Consider the following 19,587-nt stretch of genomic DNA (forward strand, 5'->3'; position numbering starts at 1 on the left):
GCGCGACATAGCCCAGTTCCGCGGGCATCTTGTCCTGGAAGGTGAAGGCGTGCTGGAACCAATTGTCGTTGATCGTGAAATGCCCGACGCCGAAGGCATAGCCGCGCCACAGCGCCTGTCGCATCGTCGGGGCGGCGTGGACCAGCCCCATCCACGCGGCAAGCGCGGGCAGCATCAGCCACCACAGGTCGAGCGGTGCGAAGCCGCAGGCGGCGACGATGCCGATGACCAGCGCGGCGAGGCCGGGGTAGCGGAGGATCGTCGCCATGACGGTGTCAGCCGAACGAGGAGTGATAGGCGATTTCCCCGCGCGGCGGCGATCCGCGCAGCGCGATCCCCTGCACGATGCCCGCGGGCGCATCCCGCCACGTCAGCGCGGGATCGGCGGCGAAACCGAACCGCGCGTAATACGCGGGATCGCCGATCAGGACGGAGCCGCGCGCGCCGATCTCGTCCAGTCGCTCCAGCACGGCGCGGACGAGCGCGGCGCCGATGCCCGCACGCTGCTGTTCCGGCGCGACCGACAGCGGGGCGAGGCCGTACCAGCCCGTCGTCTCTTCGCCGACCGTCACCGGCGACACCGCGACATGCCCGACGATCGCGTCGCGCTGCATCGCCACGATCGAAAGCGTCAGCGCCCCGGCATCGCACAGGCGTGCGACGATCGCCGCCTCGTTCACGTCGGCATACGGCGCAATCGCGAAGGCGGCGGTGACGAGCGCGCCGATCGCGTCCGCATCGCCCGGCCGCTCGTCGCGCAGATCAGCGTGCAGCGTAGACCACCGGGACCAGCGGTTCGCCGCAGCGCTTCTCGTCGAACGCGTCCTTCTTCCAGCAATCCTTGTCGAACCGCGGCAGCGTGGCGAGGGTCGGGTTGAAGTAATGCGGGAATTGCTGCTCCCCCCAGGGGGTCAGGCTGTTGCGCAGTTCGCGCATCCGGTCCAGCGCCACCTCGCCGAAGCGGCCACGGGGCGTGAAGATCGCCTCGCGTCCGATATCGCTGGCGACCTTGCAGAAATTGAACTGCGCATTGACAGTGGCAAAGCCCGCATAGGTGCGCGTGCCGAACGTATCGAGCGCGGCCTGCCCCGCCTTCTTCGTCGCGGCGGTGCGTTCGAAATATTTGGTGAGCGTCGTGAACGAATTGGCCAGTTCCTCGCGATGGTCGGCGAGGATCGCGTTGTAGTTCGATACGGTCAGCAGCACCGGTTCGAACTGGCATTGCAGCGCCGCGACGTTCAGCGCCGCGCGCATGTTCCACACCACGCCCGCGCGCAGCTCGGCAGGCGTCGCGCCGGGCAGCGGCTGTCCGATGCCACTCTCGTCGCCGACCACGCGCGCACCGCGCAGGTCCTTGGCCTTCATGAAGAATTGCGCGCTCGCGGGGGTTGCCGCCATCAGCACCGCGGCGCCGGCCATCGCACTGGCGAAGCGCATCATCCCCATTTCGTCATACTCCCACTCGCGGCGACCGCCGCCCGTGCGCGTGATACCGACGTTCGAGTCCGCGCCCAAGCGAAATTAACCAATAGCTTCGCACGTCCCGGCGCATGAGTCCGTTGGGCAACACGTCGTTCCGGGCTCGTCACAATTTCGGTAGCGTGACGCCCTGCTGGCCCATGTATTTGCCCGCGCGATCGGCATAGCTGACCTCGCACGGCTCGTTCCCCTGAAGGAACAGGAACTGGCACGCGCCCTCGTTGGCATAGATCTTCGCGGGCAACGGCGTGGTGTTGGAGAATTCCAGCGTCACATGCCCCTCCCATCCCGGTTCCAGCGGGGTCACGTTCACGATGATGCCGCAGCGCGCGTAGGTCGATTTGCCGAGGCAGATGACCAGGACGTCGCGCGGGACGCGGAAATATTCGACCGTGCGTGCCAGCGCGAAGCTGTTGGGCGGAATGACGCAGCAGTTCGTCTTGCGATCGACGAAGCTGTTGGCGGCGAAATCCTTGGGGTCCACCACCGCGCTGTCGACGTTGGTGAAGATCTTGAACTCGTCGGCCACGCGCGCATCGTAACCGTAGGAGGACAGGCCGTAGCTGATGCAGCCGTCGCGGCGCTGCGCTTCCACGAAGGGTTCGATCATGCGGTCGGCGAGCGCGCGGTCGCGGATCCAGCGGTCTGACATTACGGACATGCGCGTGCTTTCGCCGGGTTGGTGCGGCGTGGCAAGGGGATCAGGCGGTGGCGTCGAGGCGCGGCAGCGTAATCGTCGCGATCAAGCCGCCGCCGTCGCGGTTCGCCAGCGTCAGCGTGCCGCGCGCTTCCTCGACGATCGCGCGGGCGAGCGCCAGGCCGAGTCCGATGCCGCCGGTGCCGCGGTTTCGCGACGTTTCGAGACGGGTGAAGGGTACGAACACGTCGCCCAGCCGGTCCTCCGGGATTCCCGGGCCGCGATCGGCGACGCAGATCGCGACGTGGCGCTCGCCGGGGACGAGCGTGACCTCCGCCGCACCGGCGTATTTCACCGCATTCTCGATCAGGTTCATGACCGCGCGTCGCACCAGCGACGGGCGCAGCGTCATGGCCACGCGCGCGGGCTCTTCGAACGACACGTTGCGTCCCAGATCGCGGAAATCCTCCACGACCGCGTCGACCAGCGCCGCGACGTCGACCTGCGTCGCGGGCTCGCTGGATCGGCCGAGGCGTGCGAGCGAGAGGATGTCGTCCAGCGTGCGGTTCATCTCCGCCACGGTTTCGGCCATGCGGGTGCGGTCCTGGTCGTCCTCGACCGATTCGATGCGCACGCGCAGCGCGGCCAGCGGCGTGCGCAGGTCGTGGCCGATCGCGCCCAGCATCCGGTCCTTCTCGTCGAGCATCGCGGTGACGCGCAGCGACAGCGCATTGAACGCCGCGATCACCGCCTGCACGTCCGCGGGCCCGTGCGGCTCCATCGGATCGGGCGGATTCGCGGGCGAATAGCCGCGCGCGGCGACCGCCAGTTCCTTCAGCGGGCGCGAGATACGCCGCGCGATCCACAGGACCGGAAGCAGGACGATGCCGTACAGGATCAGCGTCTGCCCGATCAGTCGCCAGACGATGCGCGCGTCGTCGCGCGGCCACAGGCCCGCGATCGTCAGCCAGTCGCCGGTCGGCTGCTGGACCGCGATGACGATGACGTCCGAGTTGTGGCGCCGCCGCGCCATGCGGCGGCCGATCGGATCGTCGGGCAGCGCGAATTCGCCGTGGTGCGCGATGGCGATCGCGACGTCGCGGGTCGGCACCCCCTGTTCGGCGAGCTGGCGGCGCAGCTCGGCGGCGAGATCGTGCTGCGGCTGCATCGTCGCGAGGATGGGATTGGCGGGCGCCCGGCGGACACGCCCGCGGTCCGATCCGATCGGGCGGCCTGCCCGTTCCCGGTCCAGCGCGTCGGCGATGCGGATCGCGGCGGGGCGCGTGGTCTGGTCGCGCCGGAACTGGTCGCGCTCGCGCATCGCGAGGCCGAAGTTGATCGCCTGCGCGAGCGCGAGGGCGAGCGCGACGAGCAGGACCATCTGCCCGGCGAGGCTGCGCGGATAGGGGCGGAGGGTCATTCCCCGAGTTCCCGCGCAGGCGGGAACCCAGGGTTGCGAGGCGCACCGTGCGTGGGTGCGCGTGACCCCGGGTTCCCGCCTGCGCGGGAGCACAAGTGGCGGACTGTTCGCTTCAAAGCCGCGTCACTTCGGCGGACAGCGCATAGCCGCCGCCCCACACGGTCTTGATGATCTCCGGCGCCTTCGCATCTGCCTCGATCTTGCGACGCAGGCGGCTGACCTGGTTGTCGATCGCGCGGTCGAAGGCGGCGGCCTCCCGTCCCTGCGTCAGGTCGAGCAACTGGTCGCGGGTCAGCACCTGTCGCGGGCGCTGCACCAATGCCAGCAGGAGGTTGTATTCCCCGGTCGACAGCGGGACCGACACGCCCTCGCGATCCACCAGCGCACGCTCCCCCGTTTTCAGCACCCAGCCCGCGAAGGCATAGGCGCCCGCCTCCGGCGCATGCTGGCGCGTGCCGCCCGATGCGCTGCGACGCAGGACGACCTTTATCCGCGCCGCCAGTTCGCGCGGGGAAAACGGCTTCACGACGTAATCGTCCGCGCCCATCTCCAGGCCGACGATACGGTCGGTTTCCTCCGCGCGCGCGGTCAGAAGGATGACGGGCGTCTCGCCGGTCGCCCGGATGTGGCGACACAGCGACAGGCCGTCCTCGCCCGGCATCATGATGTCGAGGACGACGAGGTCGATCGCATAAGCGGTCATCCGCGTCCGTGCGCTTTCCGCATCGCCCGCCTGCGTGACGCGGAACCCCTGCTTCGTCAGATATTGCGCGAGCGGTTCGCGGATCGAGCGTTCGTCGTCGACCAGCAGCAGATGGGGCATGTCGGTCATGGCGGACGCTTCTGGCATGGGGATCGGGGCGGGGGAAGGGCGGGGGCCTTCGTGTTCCCGCGGAAGCGGGGACCCAGAGTCGGGCGGGACGACCGCGGTTGCGTCCGAAGCCCTGGGTTCCCGCCTGCGCGGGAACACGAACGGTGGGTTACGCCCCCGCGGGTCCGCCGTGGCCGCGGTGACCGCCCATGCGGGCGCGCATCAGCAGCTTCGCCGCCTCGCGCTCCTGCGCGCTGATCGTGCCGTCCTTGTTGGTATCGATGCGATCGAAGCGCTTCTGCGCCTGGTCGCGGAACTGCGCCTGCGTGACGTCGCGCTCGGCGCGACGCTCGCGCTTGGCCTCGCGATAGGCGCGGCGTTCGTCGCCACTGACCTTGCCGTCGCGGTTGGTGTCCATCGCGGCGAAGCGCTGGTCGGCGGCGGCGATCGCCTCGGCGCGGGTCGTCGGCATCGCATGTTTCGGGCCACCGGGCGGCGGCGGCGGGGTCTGCGCGACGGCGCCGCCGGCGACGGATACGGCGAGGGCGGCGAGGAGGAACTTCTTCATGCGGACTTCCTTACGGTGCTGGCGACGGGTGCGTCCCGCCGATGCCGTTCCGTCTACCCGCCGATTGTCGCCGGGACTTGTCGTCCCGGCCGCCCGATTGTCGCGATTTGTATCAGCCGAAGACCGCGACCGACTGCATCTGCTCCGCGACCTTCTCGCCCGCCGCGTTCCACACGCCCATGACCTGCGACGAGCTGCCCGCGCGCGCATAGTCCGCGTCGGACCGCAGCAGCCACCAGCCGTCCTCGGTGGCGGGCACGGGGCCGAGGATGTTCAGGATCCACGTCAGCGAACTCATCGGCACGTTGCGGCCCAGGATGCGCAGCGCCGCGGGGGGCAGGCAGTCCGCGATCGCGATCAGCTCCACCATCGGGTCCAGCCCCTCGCGCTCGTTCAGTCGCGTCCAGCGCAGCCATTCTGCGGGCTTCAGGCTGGGGCCTTCGCGCCGGTCGAGGAATTCGAAGTTGCGGGTGAAGGCGACGTGGGGATTGCCCTTGAACGTCGTGTCGTCGGGGCCGGGCTTCGGGAAGTCGGGGGCGGGGGTGTGTTCGTGATCGATCTCGCTCTCGATCGCGCGCATGAAGACGAAGGTGCAGCGCAGGCCGAGCCCCGCCTCGCTTTCCACGTCCGCCTGGATGAAGGCCGCGTTCTTGCCGCGGCGCAACTTGTGCGTGACGACTTGGATCGGGCCGGCGAGCGGGCCGATGAAGCTGACCTGCGCCGATCGCAGCGGGGGCAGGTCGGGCTCCGACCGTATCGCGCAATGCAGCGCGATCGCCGCCGACAGCCCGCCGAAGGAGGTGCGCCCCTGCAACCACCCGTCCGGGATCGTGCCGCGCCACGCCATGCCGTCAGGCTGCGCCACGAGGGCGTCGAGGATTTCCTTCAGTGTCATTCGTGCCCCTCTTTGTGTCCCCGCGATGGATGATCGGGTTGAAGGTGCCTCGCACCTTCAAGGATCGTCCGGGGGACGATCCGACCCGATCATGACCCAGTCTGAGCCTCCGCCTTCGCGGAGGCACATTGAAACTAGGCGAATTCCCCCGCCGCCAGCCGGTCGCGCAATTCGCGCTTCAATACCTTGCCGATCGCGCTGCGCGGCAGGTCGTCCGCGACGTGGAGCGCGCTCAGCCGCTGCGTCTTGCCCAGTTTCGCGTTGGTTTCCGCGAGCACGGTCGCCGCGTCGGCGCCGTCGCGCGGGACGTAGAAGCCGACCGGCGTCTCGCCCCATTGCTCGCTCGGCACGCCGACGACGGTGCAGTCCGCGACCGCCGGATGCGTGGCCAGCACCGCCTCGATATCCGAGGGATAGATGTTGAACCCGCCCGAGATAATCATGTCCTTCTTCCGGTCCATCAGGATCAGGAAGCCGTCGTCGTCGAAGCGCCCGACGTCGCCGTGGCGGATGAAGCGTTCGCCCGCGGGGGAATGCCATGTCGCGTCCGCGGTCGCCTGCTCGCGGCCGTGATAGCCGTTCATCATCGCGGCGGAGCGGCCGACGATCTCCCCCGTCCCGCCGGGCGCGACCTCGTTCCCGTAGTCGTCGATCAGGCGGATGTCGTGGTTGGGCAGCGGGCGGCCGACGGTGTGCAGCTTGTCCGGAAACTCGCTGGCGTTCAGCGCGGTCGATCCGCCGCCCTCGGTCATGCCGTAATATTCGACCAACAGGCCGGGCCAGCGTTTCAGGATATCGGCCTTCAGCTCCGGCTTGAACGGCGCGGACGTGCAGGTCTTGAATCGGAACGCCGACAGGTCGAAACGGTCGAAATCGGGCAGCGCCATGATGCGCTGATATTGCACCGGCACCAGCATCGTGTGCGTCGCGCGATACTGCTCCGCCAGTTCCAGGTACCGGTGCGCGTCGAACTTCGCCATCAGCACGACCGTCCCGCCCCAGGCGAGCGTCGGCAGGAAGCTGACCAGCGTGGTATTGGAATAGAGCGGGGTCGACAGGAGCGTGACCGCGGTGTCGAACCGCGCCGCGGCGTTACGCGACAGATGTTGCCAGCGCATCGCGTGGCTCTGCACGATGCCCTTGGGAATGCCGGTGGTGCCCGAGGAGTAGATGATGTTGAAGCCGTCCTCCGGCGCGATGGCGACCGGCGCGGGCGCGTCGTCGGACAGCCAGGCGCCGAGATCCTCAAGCATCACGACCCGCGCGGCGATATCCTGTCCCGCCAGTTCCGCGGCATTGGCGGCATCGAGGAACACGAGCCCCGCGCCGCTGTCCGCGATCATGCCCGCGATCTGCGCGGGCGTCGCGGACGGCTGGATCGGCGCGGCTACGGACCCGGCGCGCACCGCGCCGAGGAATATCAGGGCCTGCGCGACGCACGGATAGGCGACCGACGCCACCGCCTGCCCCTGTACCGTCCCGTCGCGCTGCAACGCCGCGGCGATGCGGTCCATCGCGCGGTCGAGTTGCTCGTACGTGACCTGCGACGTGCCGTCGGCGATCGCGAGTTTGTCGGGGGTGGCGCGCGCGTTGGCGCGGATCAGGTCGGGAAGGGTCCCGAACGCGTCGTCGAGCATCTCGGCAGCGGTCGTCATGGCGGCATGGCTAGGCGAACCTTTCCCCGAATGCCATACGCGATCTTCGAAAAACGGATGGAGACGGGCGATGCGGGATGCGGTGGCGATCGTGACGGGGGGCGGCACCGGGATCGGCGCAGCGGTGGTGCGGCGGCTGGCCGCGAAGGGGGTGCGCTGCGTCGTCAACTATTCGTCCAGCCGCGACGCGGCAGAGGCGCTGGCGACGGAGGTCGGCAACGGATCGATCGCGGTTCAGGCGGACATCGTGCAGGACGCCGCCTGCCGCGCGCTGGTCGCCGCGGCGAAGGAGGCGTTCGGGCGCGTCGACTTCGTCGTCAACAACGCCGGCCGCACGAAATTCGCGGCGCATGAGGATCTGGACGCGCTGGAGGCGGAGGATTTCATCGACATCTATCGCCTGAACACCGTCGCGGCGTTCCAGATGATCCGCGCTGCGGCGCCCCTGATGCGTGAAAGCGACATGGGCGCGGTGGTCAACATCGCCAGCGTGGCGGGCGTGTTCGGGATCGGATCGTCGGTCGCCTATGCCGCGTCGAAAGGCGCATTGATTACGATGACGAAGAGCCTGGCGCGCGTGCTGGCGCCGGCGATCCGCGTGAACGCGGTGGCGCCGGGATATGTCGGGACCGGCTGGTTCGAGAACCGGCTGGGGGAGGAAGGATTCGCGCGGCTGAATGCGCGGATCGCGGGCGCGACGCCGATGGCGATGGCCGCGGGACCGGATGATATCGCGGGACCGGTCGAGATGCTACTGGACCCCGCGACGCGCGCGATCACGGGCGAGGTTATGCTGGTCGATGCGGGCGCGCATCTCGACATCGGGTTGAGCCGACGCCCGGGGCGGGAGGGATAGCGAGCGGCCCCTCCCCGATGGGGAGGGGCATTCGGGATCACCGCGCCGTCTGGCCGAACAGCACCTTCTTCTGCTCCTCGGTCATCGGCACATTCTCCGGCCGGATCTCGCGCCCCTTGGCATAGGCGCGTTCGGTCGCGGGGCGCGCCTTGATCGCGGCGTGCCAGCGGGCGAGATTCGGGAAATCGGCGATATCCTGCCCCTGCATCTCCGGCAGGATCCACGGATAACAGGCCATGTCCGCGACAGTATATTCGCCGTCGACGATGAATTCGCGCCCGTCCAGCCGCCGGTCCAGCACGCCGTACAATCGGTTGGTTTCGTTCCGATAACGGTCGATCGCATACGGAATTTTCTCCGGCGCGTAGTTCCGGAAATGGTGGTTCTGCCCCAGCATCGGGCCAAGCCCGCCCATCTGCCACATCAACCATTCCAGCACCGCGACATGCGCGCGGGGCGTGGCGCCACCGAATTTCCCCGTCTTGTGCGCCAGATACAGCAGGATCGCGCCGCTTTCGAACACGGTCACCGGCTCGCCGCCGTCGGTGGGATCGCGATCGACGATCGCGGGCATGCGATTGTTGGGAGAGAAAGCCAGGAAATCGGGGGCGAACTGCTCGCCCTTGCCGATGTTGATCGGGCGGATCGTATAGTCCAGCCCGGCCTCCTCCAGGAACAGCGTGATCTTGTGCCCGTTCGGGGTCGGCCAGTAATAGAGTTCGATCATCGGGATGTTCCTTGCATGTGTGTCGGACATGGGGCGCACCGCCGGGTCAGGCAAGCCGTCCGCGCCGACGCACCACCCCGGTCAGGAAGATCGCAGCCGCCAGGGCGGAAAGAACGCTGGCCAGCAGGAACGCGCCGCCCGCGAAACCGCGGTCCGCGCCCGCCGCCAGCGCCTGCGTCATCGCCAGCGGGCCGACGATCGCGGCGACGCTGGCAAGGCTCGCCATTCCCCCCTGCAACGCGCCTTGGTTCGACGCGTCGACGCGCGACGACAGGATGGCGTTGATCGACGGGAAGACGAGGCCCGTCAGCGCCCCGGCCGCGATCAGCATATATACCTGCCACCCCTCGCGCACGAACACGTAGCCGCCGAAAACCACGACGCCCGCGACGAGTCCGATCAGGACGGTCCGCTCTTCCCCGAACCGCGCGATCGCGCGGCCGACGAGGAATATCTGCGCCAGCATCATCGACACACCCGATGCCGCGAGCGACCAGCCGATCGCGCGCGCGTCCCATCCCAGCGCGATCTCGCCGAAGAACGCCCATGTCGCGGGGTAGACCATGTGCGCCACCTGCCACACCAGCGCACCGACCAGCAGCGCGGTGGCGCCGCCTGCGCGCAGGAGCGGGGCGAACGCGCCAAAAACGTTGGCGCGACGCCATTCGAACGCGCGCCGCCGGTCGGGGGGCAGCGTCTCGGGCATCGCGACGAGGATCATCGCGGCGTTGGCGAAGGCGAGTGCGGCGGCGGCGACGAACGGCGCGCGCGGGCCGAAACCGGTCAACAGTCCGCCCAGCGCCGGCCCGAGGATGAAGCCCCCGCCGAACGCCGCGCCCAGCAGGCCGAACGCGGCGCCGCGCCGTTCCGGCGGGGTCACATCGGCGATCACCGCATTGGCCGGGCCGTAGGTCGCGCCCGCCACGCCCGCGATCGCGCGCCCGAGGAACAGCCACGCCAGCGTCGGCGCGAACGCCATCAGCGCATAGTCCGTGCCGAAGCACAGCAGCGATACCAGCAACACGCGCCGGCGCCCGAAACGGTCAGACAGGCTGCCGATCACCGGCCCGGCGAAGAAATGCGTCACTGCGTAGATCGCGAGCAGGTAGCCGCCGATCCGCGCCGCCTGCGCCAGCGTGACGTGCCCCAGTTCGACGATCAGCGCGGGCAGGACGGGAAGCACGATGCCGAACCCGATCGAATCGATCAGCATCGCGACCAGCGCGATCGGTACCGCCCTGTGATTGAATGGCATGCCGTCTCCCCCGGAACGAAAGGGACGTATCACGTCGCGACTGCGCTGTCCCCTTTGCTTGGCGCTTCAAACGTGCGATGGGCGATCCATACCCGATCTTCAGAATCGCAACGCCGGAGACAGACGACATGGCGACCGCCGCCGAACTCGACCGCCCCGCCGACACCGCCGATGGCTTCCGTGCCGAAGCGCGCGCCTGGCTGGAACAGAATTTCCCCGCCTCGCTGCGTGGCAAGGACAATGCCATGTCCGCGGTCGACGGCCCGACCGAGGAGACGCCCGAGCAGAAGGCGTGGCGCGAGGCGATGGGCGCGAAGGGCTGGGGCGTGCCGACCTGGCCGAAGGAATATGGCGGCGGCGGGCTGAGCCGCGAGGACGCGCGCATTCTTCAGGAGGAAATGGCGCGGATCGGCGCGTGGAATCCGATCGGCGGGATGGGCGTGATGATGTTCGGTCCCACGCTGCTGGAATATGGCAGCGAGGAGCAGAAGCGCGAGCACATCCCCGGTATCGCGAAGGGCGAGGTCCGCTGGTGCCAGGGCTATTCGGAGCCGGGCGCGGGCTCCGATCTTGCCAGCTTGCAGACTTTCGCCGAGGACAAGGGTGACCATTATGTCGTGAACGGCCAGAAGACGTGGACGTCGGGCGGCCAGTGGGCGGATAAATGCTTCGCGCTGGTCCGCACCGACAAGTCGCAGAAGCATGCGGGCATCAGCTTCCTGCTGATCGACATGCACGGTGGCGGGGTGGAGACGAAGCCCATCCGCCTCATCAGCGGTCAGTCGCCGTTCTGCGAAACCTTCTTCACCGACGTGAAGGTGCCCAAGGGCAATCTCGTCGGGCGCGAGGGGCAGGGCTGGGAGATCGGCACGCGCCTGTTGCAGCATGAGCGCAGCTCGCTGTCGGGCGGGTCGGGCTCCGCGAGCCGCATGAATGCGGGCAACACGGTGCCCGCGATCGCGAAGAAGTATCGCGGGACGGATGCGGAAGGGCGCATCGACGATGCCGACCTGCGCACGCGGATCATCAAGCACGAGATGGACCAGCGCGCCTTCGCGCTGACGCTGCGCCGCGCCGCGATGGAAGCCAAGGGCAATTCCGGGCCGTCCGCCGCGACCAGCATCATGAAGAACGTCGGCGCCCGCATCACGCAGGACCGCGCGGAGCTGAACCTGGAGATCATGGGGATGCAGGGGCTGGGCTGGGACGGCGAGGGGTTCGAGCCCGAGGAACTGGCGCAGACCCGCAGCTGGCTGTGGGGCAAGGCCGTCTCGATCTACGGCGGCTCGACCGAGATTCAGAACAACGTCGTGGCCAAGCGCATCCTGGGGATGCTGGACCACCAATAGTTTGGAGAGGGGTGAGGGCGGGAGGACGGCATGCCGGACCTCCCGCCCGACCTTACCCACCACACGCAATTTCACGCTTCCGTTCGCCCTGAGGAGGGACTGAGCGCAGTCGAAGGCCCGTCTCGAAGGGCATGCGCCGCGCCTTGGTCCTTCGAGACGCCGCTACGCGGCCCCTCAGGACGAACGGAGGCGGGGAAAAAGGGAAAAGGAAGTCTGGAATGGCGCTTCTCAACGACGAACAGGTGATGCTGCGCGACATGGCGCGCGAGTGGGCGGATAACGAAAGCCCCGTCGCGGCCTTCCGCAAATTGCGCGATGCGGCCCCCGCCGAGCGGTTCGACCGCGGGGCGTGGGAAGCGATCGGGCAGATGGGCTGGGCCGGGGTGGTCGTGCCCGAGGAGCATGGCGGATCGGCGTTCGGCTATCTGTCGCTCGGCCTGGTCGTCGAGCAGCTGGGGCGCAACCTCGCCGCCTCGCCGCTCGCTTCCACCGCGGTCGCGGCGAGCGCGATCGTCATGGGCGACGACGACGCGGCGAAATCGGAATGGCTGCCGAAGCTGGCCGCCGGAGAAGCGATCGCGACGCTGGCGTTCGACGAGGGTGCGCGCCACGATCGGCAGGTGTCCGCCACCGTCACCGGCGGGAAATTGACCGGTACGAAGAAATTTGTGGCGGAGGGCGACGGCGCGGACCTGTTCGTCGTCGCGGCGACCGACGGCCTGTATCTGGTCGCGAAGGGTGAGGGCGTGACCGTCACGCATCGCCACATGGCGGACGAGCGCAGCCACGCCGACGTGTCGTTCGACGGCGCGGCGGCGACGAAGCTGGGTGGTACCGACCTGACCGCCGCGATCGCGGATCGCGCGACCGCGGTCGTGGCCGCAGAAATGCTGGGCATGGCGGAAAGCGCGTTCCACCAGACGAACGATTACCTGAAGCAGCGGGTGCAGTTCGGACAGGTCCTGTCAACGTTCCAGGCGTTGCAGCACCGCATGGCGAAGATGCTGACCGAACTGGAGCTGATGCGCTCCGCGGTCGAGGGCGCGCTGGAGGCGATCGACGCGGGCCGCTCCGACCTCGACCAGGCGGCCAGCCTGGCGAAGGCGGTCGCGGGCGAGACCTTGCGCCTGGTCAGCCGGGAGATGGTGCAATTGTTCGGTGGCGTCGGCATGACCGACGAATATGCGGCGGGCCTGTACCTGAAGCGTGCGGCGGTGCTGGAGGTGATGTGGGGCAATACGTCCTGGCATCGCGACCGCTTCGCGCGGTTGAACGGATATTGAGGCCCTGTCCCCCCTCCCCGAGCGGGAGGGGGGAGCCCGGATCGAATTACCGGTAGGGCCGAATCGAGAAAATTGCTCACTGGGTTATTGACCTCCCTCCCCAATAGGGTTCTAAATCGAATTGACGGTACGGAACCGTGAAGTGTTCCGGCCGGATAGGGAGATGGGGATGAGAGGCAAGTTTTCGCTCGCCTGTGCGGGCTCGACTCTGGCGTTTGCGATCGCGTCGCCCGCGGTCGCGCAGATCGGCGGCGATCCAGCCGCGATCCAGACCACCGCCGATACGCAGGGCGCACCCGACATCATCGTCACCGGCTCCCTGATCCGCGGATCGCGCGAGGACGCCGCGGTCCCTGTCGACGTCATCTCCTCCGACGAACTCGCCAAGCAGGGCGCGCCGAGCGCGGTCGACCTGCTGAAGAACCTTCCCACCTCCAACGGCGTCATCGGCGACGCGAACCAGTTCGACAGCCGCAGCCAGGGCAACGAGGGCGTCGCCTCCGTCAACCTGCGCGGGCTCGGGCCGCAGCGCACGCTCGTACTGCTGAACGGCAAGCGGATCGTCCAGTCGGCGGGCAGCGGCATCCCGATCGTCGACATCAACCTGATCCCCTCCGGCGCGATCGGGCGGATCGAGATACTGAAGGACGGCGCCGCCGCCACCTACGGTTCGGACGCGATCGCGGGCGTGGTGAATTTCATCACGCGCGAGGATCAGGAAGGCTTCCTGGCGTCGGGCGATTATCGCTACATCCGCGGGTCGAAAGGCGATTACGGCGGCGCGGTCAGCTACGGCCACAGCGGTGACGGCTTCCGCATGCTGGCGTCGTTCGGGTATCAGCACCGCTCCGAACTGCGCACCACCGATCGCGATTTCACGGTACAGCCCTATGCCAACAATCCGCAGGGCGGCTGGACCGGGGGCGGCAACCCGGGCAATTTCGATTTCAACGGACCCGTTGGGGGGCTGGCGTTCACGACCGACCTCGGCTGCACCGCCGTCGGGGGTTTCCGCAGCGTCGCCGGGTCGACCACGGACCGCTGCTTCAACAACTACGGGCAGTTCGGCAATCTGGTCGAGCCGGAGGACCGCTACCAGGCGTATGTCGAGGTCGGCATCGACCTGACCAGCAATGCCAAGCTGACCCTGACCGGCCTGTACGGCCATAGCGAGACGCGGATCACGACGTCGCCGACGTACCTGCCGACCCTGCCGCCCTCCGCGAATGCCGCAGGCGGCGGCGGGGGCGTGTTCCAGATTCCGACCTATGCCCCTGCATTGCGCGATTATTGCGCGGTCTACGGCGCGGCGGCGAATTGCGCCGCGGTCGGCGGCGTGCCGCAGGCACCGGCGCTGGCCTTTCCCGTGCTGTTCCGACCCGCGTTCCTCAGCGGCAATCCGTTGCTCATCAGCGACAAGAACGATCGCGGCTCCGCCTTCTCCCCGCGTCAGTCGGACTCGATCCGCTTCACCGCCGACCTCCAGTTGGACGTGACCGACAAACTGCGGCTGTCGGCGGGCGCGACGTATAGCCAATATTATCGCGATTTCGGCGGCACCGACACGTTCGGCGACCTGTTCCAGAACGCGCTGGCGGGATTCGGCGGCCAGTCGTGCGCCTATGCCACGCCGCAGTCGCGCGCCGGGTTGACCCCGGCGCAGATCGCGGCGCTGGCCGGGACGAACGGGTGCACCTTCTACAACCCGTTCTCGACCGCGATCCAGGTCAACCCCGTCACCGGCCAGGTGAACGGTAATTTCGCCGGATCGCGCAATCCGGCGGGGTTCAACCTGACGCCGGGTGCGGGATTGGTGAACGACATCGGGACGTTCGACAATTTCTTCCAGGATACGCGAACGGTGGCGGAAACGCGGCTGTTCGTCGGCGATGTCGTGCTGTCCGGGACCACGGGCATCATGCTGCCGGGCGGCGAACTGGCGTTCGCGATCGGCGGGCAGTATCGCAAGAACAACTACAAGCGCACGTATAACGACGTCAGCAACCTGGCGTCCTTCCCATGCCCGGGCTCCCCGTTGAACCCCGCCGCGACCTGCGCCGCGCAGACGGGTGCGCTCGGCTTCCTGGGCACGAACCGTAACGCGCTGCTGAGCGACGACGTCTATGCCGTGTTCGCCGAATTGCAGGTGCCGATCATCGACGCGCTGAACCTGCAATTGTCGGCGCGGTACGAGGATTACGGCGGCACCGTCGGCTCCACCTTCGATCCGCAGGCGCGCGCGAAGCTGGAGCTGACCGACTGGCTGTCGATCCGCGGCGGCGCGGGTACCACGTTCCGTGGGCCGCCCGCGCAGAACCTCGACGGGAACCTGACCGCGTTGCAGATCATCGGCACGTCGTTCCGCGCCGTCGACGTCAACGGCAATCCCAACCTCGCGCCCGAGAGCGCCACGACGTACAATGCCGGCGTGATCGTGCAGTCGGGCGGGTTCAACGCCAGCCTGGACTATTTCAAATACGATCTTTCCGGCCCGATCGAGGGCGAGCCGACGCAGGGTATCGTCAACGCCCTGTTCGGGGCGAGCGGCACCGCCAATTGCGGCAATCCCGCCTTCGCCGCCTTGCAGGCGCGCTTCACTTTCACCGCGGCCGGTTGCGGGATCGGCAACGTGCAGCGGTTGCGCACGCAGGTCATCAATTCCGCCGACGTCACGACGTCCGGACTGGATTTCCAGGCGAGCTTCCGCGGCGATATCGGCCCCGGGCGGGTGACCGTGGGCGGGGCCGGGACGTATGTGATCGAATACGTCACCGGCGACGTCACCGCAGAGGGCGTGGTGGTGCAGCCCAGCTTCGACGGGGTCGGCAAGCTGAATTACCAGACGACCGCCTATCCCATCCCGCAGTGGAAGGGGAATTGGTACGTCCAGGGCGACCTGGACAGCATGTCGCTGCGGATCCAGTTCAACTATCTCGACGGCTATACCGATCAGCGCGGCGCCGCGATCTTCGGTCCCAATGCCGCCGCGCTGGCAGGCGCGTCGGTGACGCGCGGAAAGGAGATCGGGGCGTTCAAGACCGCGGACGTGACGTACCGGTTGCAGTTCGGCACCGGCACGACCCTCGCCATCTCCGCGCTCAACATCTTCGACCGCGATCCGCCGTTCGCGCGGCTGGACCAGAATTACGATCCGTTCACGGGCAGTCCGCTGGGCTTCACGCTGAAGGGCGCGGTATCGCAGAAGTTCTGACCTTCGTCCCGCCGCATGCTCGCTCCGTCTCTCCATCGGGGAGACGGAGCTTTCGTTTCAAAAGGTTGCGCCGTAAGTTCGGTTATGGAACCACCATTCCGACGCGCCTAGCCTGCGCCCAAGACAATCACGACGGGAAGAGGAGCCGGCCATGGCCAACGCGCTGAACAGGCACGATGCCGCCGACACGCTGGCGATGAAGCGACGCACGCTGACGCTGGCGCTGCTGACGATCACCTATTTCTTCAGTTTCATGGACCGGCAGATTCTGGCGATCCTGCTGGAGCCGATCAAGAAGGACCTCGTGCTCAGCGATACGCAGCTGGGGCTGCTGTCCGGGCTCGTCTTCGCGCTGTTCTACGCCACGCTGGGCATCCCGATCGCGCGATTGGCGGACCGCGGCAACCGGCGCAACATCATCGCCGCCAGCCTGGCGATCTGGAGCGCGATGACCGCCCTGTGCGGGGTCGCGCAGAATTTCACGCAATTGCTGTTGTGCCGCATCGGCGTCGGCGTCGGGGAGGCGGGGTCGGGGCCGCCCAGCCAGTCGATCATCGCCGACCTGTATCCGCCGGAAAAGCGTGCCAGCGCGATGGCGATCTACTCCCTCGGCGTGCTGCTGGGCGGCGGGATCGGGATCATGATCGGCGGCAATGTCGCGCACGCCTACGGCTGGCGCGCGGCGATGATGGTCGTCGGCATTCCGGGCGTCATCCTGGCGCTGATCGTCCGGTTCGTGATGGTGGAGCCGCGTCGCGGCCTGTCCGACATCCGCCGCGCGACCGCGGCGGAGGAGGCCGAGCCGATGCCGAGCATGTGGCAGGGTTTTCTGCACATGCTGCGCAACGGCCCGGCGGTGTACCTGGTGTGCGGCATCATGCTGACGTCGCTGGTCGGCTATGCGCTGACGGGCTGGGGGCCCAGCTACATGCAGCGGTCGCTGGGGATGTCGATGTTGCAGGTCGCCAATTACATCGCGCTGCCCGCGGCGCTGACCGCGGGGGCGAGCGCGCTGATCGGCGGCGCGCTGGCGGACCGGATGGCGAAGCGGCACGGGCTCCATGCGCAACCGTGGGTGATCGCGGCGATGAAGACGTGCGCGTTCCCGTTCGCGGTCGCATTCTATTTCGTGGACGATATCCCGCTCGCCATCACCGCCTATTTCGTGTCGACGCTGTTCGCGGGTGCCTATATCGGCCCGACCTATGCGTTGATCCAGCATCTGGCGCCGCTGCGGCTGCGCGCGATGTGGGCGGCCTTGACGCTGCTGTTCACCAACCTCGTCGGCCTCGGTCTCGGGCCGCTGGCGGTGGGCAAGCTCAGCGACATGCTGATGCCCACCTACGGCGCGGACTCGCTGCGGTACGCCATGCTGTCGGTGGCGATGCTGACCCCGGTCCCGATCTGGTGCTACTGGCGCGCGGGCGTGCTGATGAAGCGGCGGGAGGACGCGGCCGCGGCCTGAGCCGCGCCCGCGCGGCAAGGGCGCGGAAATCCTCTTCCGTCGGCCGCGATTTCCCGTACAACCGGTCCGGTTCCGGGGGGGAGCGAAAGATGGAAGCGGGCACGCGTTCGCCGATCGAATACTGGCGCGCGTCGGATACGTTGAGCCAGTTCGTCACGGGATATCATCGATACAATGTGGCGCTGCCGCCCGGAATGGTGCTGCGCGACGTGTTCTTTCCCAGCTGGGCCACGGTCAGGATCGCGATACCGGAAAGCCGGCGCTGGTCGGTGCGGATGGCCTCGCGGCAGTTCGATCCCGTGCCCGAGAATGCGTTCTTCGGCCCCAGCAGCTATGCCGGCTATCTGGAATCCCATGGTGGCACGCTGGTCGGCGTCGGTATCCTGCCGATGGGCTGGGCCGCATTGTTCGGGGGCGACATCTCCCGCCACGCCAATCGCGTCGTGCCGCTGGTCGCGATCGATCCCGGCGCCGCCGCGCTCGTCCGCGCGCTGCACGAGGGGGAGGAACCGGACGCGGCCTTCGACGCGTGGCTGCGCGAACGATTGTCGCACGGACGCCCGGTCGACCCGCGGATCGCGCAGTTGTTCGCGCTCCTCCACGATCCCGCGATCTATCGGATCGAGACGATCGCGGAGATGCTGCACATGACGCAGCGCACGCTGGCCGCATTCACGCGCGGGCATTTCGGCTTCACGCCCAAGCTGCTGCTACGCCGGGCCCGGTTCATGCGCGCGCTGAGCGGGGTCCTGTCGCAACCCGAGGACGGCGCCGCGCTGATCGAGGCGGCGGGATATTGGGACCGGTCGCATTTCCTGCGCGACAGTCACCTGTTCCTGGGCTGCTCCGTCCGCGATTTCCTGAAACGCCGCGGACCGTTGAACCAGGTGGCGATGAACGCGCGGGCGGAGGCGCTGGGCGCGCCGGTCTAGCTCACCCGTGCAGCACGCGGTCGTCGAACAGGCCGAACATCAAGGTGGAGGCGTACAGGTCGGTCGCGCGGTCGGCGGGCATCGACCACGCCCATTTGCGCATGTCGAACGCCGCGTTCAGGAACGCCATCATCGCCTGGCTCGCCACCAGGGGATCGACCGCGCGGATCGTCCCTTCCGCCACCCCGTCCGCCATCGTGCCCGCGAAGCGACGCGCGATCCGGTTGGAGCGATCGACCATCGATTGACGGACCCCCAGCGGCAGGCCCGACAGCGCGGTCGTCCTCAGCAGCGAGCCGTGCTGCGAGAATTGCACGCCGATCAACGTGGCGACCGTGTCGCACAACCGCTGCCATTGCGTACCGCCGCGTTCGTCGGTCAGGCGCTGCGCCGCCGCGATCGTGTCGAAGCTGCGGCGGTAGCAGGCCGCGACCAGATCGTCCTTCGCATCCAGATGATGGTAGAAGCTGCCCTTGGTCACGTTCAGCTCGCTGGCGATGCGTTGCACGCTGGCGCCGCGATAGCCCAGTTCGTTGATGAGCCGCGTCGCCGCCAGCAGGAAGGCCTCCCGCCCCGGCACCGCGTCGCCCGGCGGCAGCGCGATCGGTTCCGGTGCCCATCCCGCCTGCGGCCCCGCGATGCCGTGGCGGAAGATGTCCGTCAGCCGCGCGACGGCCCGGCCGTATTGATCGCGCTCGTACCGGGGCAGCCAGACCGGGAGCCAGAACATGTTTTCCAGCAACACGTGCGCGCGCGCGCCCGCCAGGTCGGTCGCGGCACGGCCGCGGTTCTCGCCCCACAAGGCGCGCGTGCGGCGGAACACCTCGCGCCAGCCCGCCATCAACCCGGCGCGGACGGGTTCGTCCATCGCGCGCAGGTCGGACAGGACCGCGAACGGGCGTTCCGTGCCGTCCGCGATCCGTTCCAGCCGCGACAGGTTGATCGCCAGGAACCGCTCGATCCGTTCGGGCGGGGAGGCGGCGCCGGACGCGGCGTTCAGCATCGCCAGAAGCTCGTCCAGCGTATGTTCGAACGCGGCGGCGG

The 19,587-nt window shown here is 68.2% G+C and carries 17 protein-coding genes and 1 pseudogene; 6 read left to right on the forward strand and 12 right to left on the reverse strand.

Going from position 1 to position 19,587, the window contains the following annotated elements; genetic code table 11:
* The 9 genes and pseudogenes from ASG29_RS17410 to ASG29_RS05875 all read right to left on the reverse strand — a co-directional run.
* Positions 1-268 (reverse strand): annotated as a pseudogene (locus tag ASG29_RS17410) (apolipoprotein N-acyltransferase); the annotation flags it as partial.
* A 7-nt stretch (positions 269-275) separates the two neighbouring features.
* Positions 276-839, reverse strand: coding sequence for an N-acetyltransferase (locus tag ASG29_RS05840; protein WP_321163187.1), 564 nt, complete (start codon positions 837-839; stop codon positions 276-278).
* On the reverse strand, positions 763-1,515 hold the full coding sequence (locus tag ASG29_RS05845; RefSeq protein ID WP_321163182.1) for a hypothetical protein: 753 nt from the start codon (positions 1,513-1,515) through the stop codon (positions 763-765). Before ASG29_RS05845 ends, ASG29_RS05840 begins: the two co-directional genes overlap by 77 nt.
* Positions 1,516-1,585: 70 nt before the next feature.
* Positions 1,586-2,140, reverse strand: a complete 555-nt coding sequence (gene dcd / locus ASG29_RS05850; protein WP_055981588.1) for a dCTP deaminase — start codon at positions 2,138-2,140, stop codon at positions 1,586-1,588.
* 40 nt (positions 2,141-2,180) lie between these two features.
* On the reverse strand, positions 2,181-3,536 hold the full coding sequence (locus ASG29_RS05855) for a sensor histidine kinase (protein WP_055981591.1): 1,356 nt from the start codon (positions 3,534-3,536) through the stop codon (positions 2,181-2,183).
* A gap of 112 nt (positions 3,537-3,648) precedes the next feature.
* Complete coding sequence (locus ASG29_RS05860) at positions 3,649-4,368, reverse strand: response regulator (RefSeq protein WP_055981594.1); 720 nt, start codon at positions 4,366-4,368, stop codon at positions 3,649-3,651.
* Positions 4,369-4,516: 148 nt separating this feature from the next.
* Entirely contained in the window at positions 4,517-4,915 is a 399-nt protein-coding gene (locus ASG29_RS05865; RefSeq protein ID WP_055981597.1) for an EF-hand domain-containing protein, read from the reverse strand.
* 112 nt (positions 4,916-5,027) lie between these two features.
* Positions 5,028-5,810 carry an acyl-CoA thioesterase gene (locus ASG29_RS05870; RefSeq protein ID WP_055981600.1) on the reverse strand — a complete coding sequence of 261 codons (783 nt, stop codon included), beginning with the start codon at positions 5,808-5,810 and terminating at the stop codon, positions 5,028-5,030.
* Positions 5,811-5,944: 134 nt separating this feature from the next.
* Entirely contained in the window at positions 5,945-7,465 is a 1,521-nt protein-coding gene (locus ASG29_RS05875; RefSeq protein ID WP_055981603.1) for a class I adenylate-forming enzyme family protein, read from the reverse strand.
* Positions 7,466-7,535: 70 nt separating this feature from the next.
* Between ASG29_RS05875 and ASG29_RS05880 the strand changes: the two genes are divergently transcribed.
* The gene (locus ASG29_RS05880; RefSeq protein WP_055981606.1) at positions 7,536-8,321 is read left to right on the forward strand and encodes an SDR family NAD(P)-dependent oxidoreductase; all 786 of its coding nucleotides are present in this window, start codon (positions 7,536-7,538) and stop codon (positions 8,319-8,321) included.
* 37 nt (positions 8,322-8,358) lie between these two features.
* Here ASG29_RS05880 and ASG29_RS05885 read toward each other — a convergent pair whose 3' ends face one another.
* Both ASG29_RS05885 and ASG29_RS05890 read right to left on the reverse strand, forming a co-directional pair.
* Entirely contained in the window at positions 8,359-9,048 is a 690-nt protein-coding gene (locus ASG29_RS05885; RefSeq protein WP_055981611.1) for a glutathione S-transferase N-terminal domain-containing protein, read from the reverse strand.
* Between the two features lie 46 nt (positions 9,049-9,094).
* Positions 9,095-10,303: an MFS transporter gene (locus ASG29_RS05890; protein ID WP_055981616.1), complete on the reverse strand. Its 1,209-nt coding sequence runs from the start codon at positions 10,301-10,303 to the stop codon at positions 9,095-9,097.
* Positions 10,304-10,431: 128 nt separating this feature from the next.
* On the opposite strand from ASG29_RS05890, the gene ASG29_RS05895 reads away from it, so the two are divergent.
* The 5 genes from ASG29_RS05895 to ASG29_RS05915 all read left to right on the forward strand — a co-directional run bounded on the left by ASG29_RS05895 (position 10,432) and on the right by ASG29_RS05915 (position 18,543).
* Positions 10,432-11,652, forward strand: a complete 1,221-nt coding sequence (locus ASG29_RS05895; protein ID WP_055981619.1) for an acyl-CoA dehydrogenase family protein — start codon at positions 10,432-10,434, stop codon at positions 11,650-11,652.
* A gap of 218 nt (positions 11,653-11,870) precedes the next feature.
* Positions 11,871-12,935: an acyl-CoA dehydrogenase family protein gene (locus tag ASG29_RS05900; protein WP_055981621.1), complete on the forward strand. Its 1,065-nt coding sequence runs from the start codon at positions 11,871-11,873 to the stop codon at positions 12,933-12,935.
* Between the two features lie 169 nt (positions 12,936-13,104).
* A complete protein-coding gene (locus tag ASG29_RS05905) occupies positions 13,105-16,146 on the forward strand; it encodes a TonB-dependent receptor plug domain-containing protein (protein WP_055981624.1) in 3,042 nt (1,013 codons plus the stop codon).
* 151 nt (positions 16,147-16,297) lie between these two features.
* Positions 16,298-17,611, forward strand: a complete 1,314-nt coding sequence (locus tag ASG29_RS05910; protein WP_055981627.1) for a spinster family MFS transporter — start codon at positions 16,298-16,300, stop codon at positions 17,609-17,611.
* Positions 17,612-17,700: 89 nt separating this feature from the next.
* Positions 17,701-18,543: an AraC family transcriptional regulator gene (locus tag ASG29_RS05915; RefSeq protein ID WP_055981631.1), complete on the forward strand. Its 843-nt coding sequence runs from the start codon at positions 17,701-17,703 to the stop codon at positions 18,541-18,543.
* A gap of 1 nt (position 18,544) precedes the next feature.
* Here ASG29_RS05915 and ASG29_RS05920 read toward each other — a convergent pair.
* On the reverse strand, positions 18,545-19,587 hold a 1,043-nt coding region (locus ASG29_RS05920), incomplete at its 5' end, for a TetR/AcrR family transcriptional regulator (protein WP_235532794.1).

It is taken from the genome of Sphingomonas sp. Leaf412 (assembly GCF_001425405.1).
In the GTDB taxonomy this organism is placed as follows: Bacteria; Pseudomonadota; Alphaproteobacteria; order Sphingomonadales; family Sphingomonadaceae; genus Sphingomonas.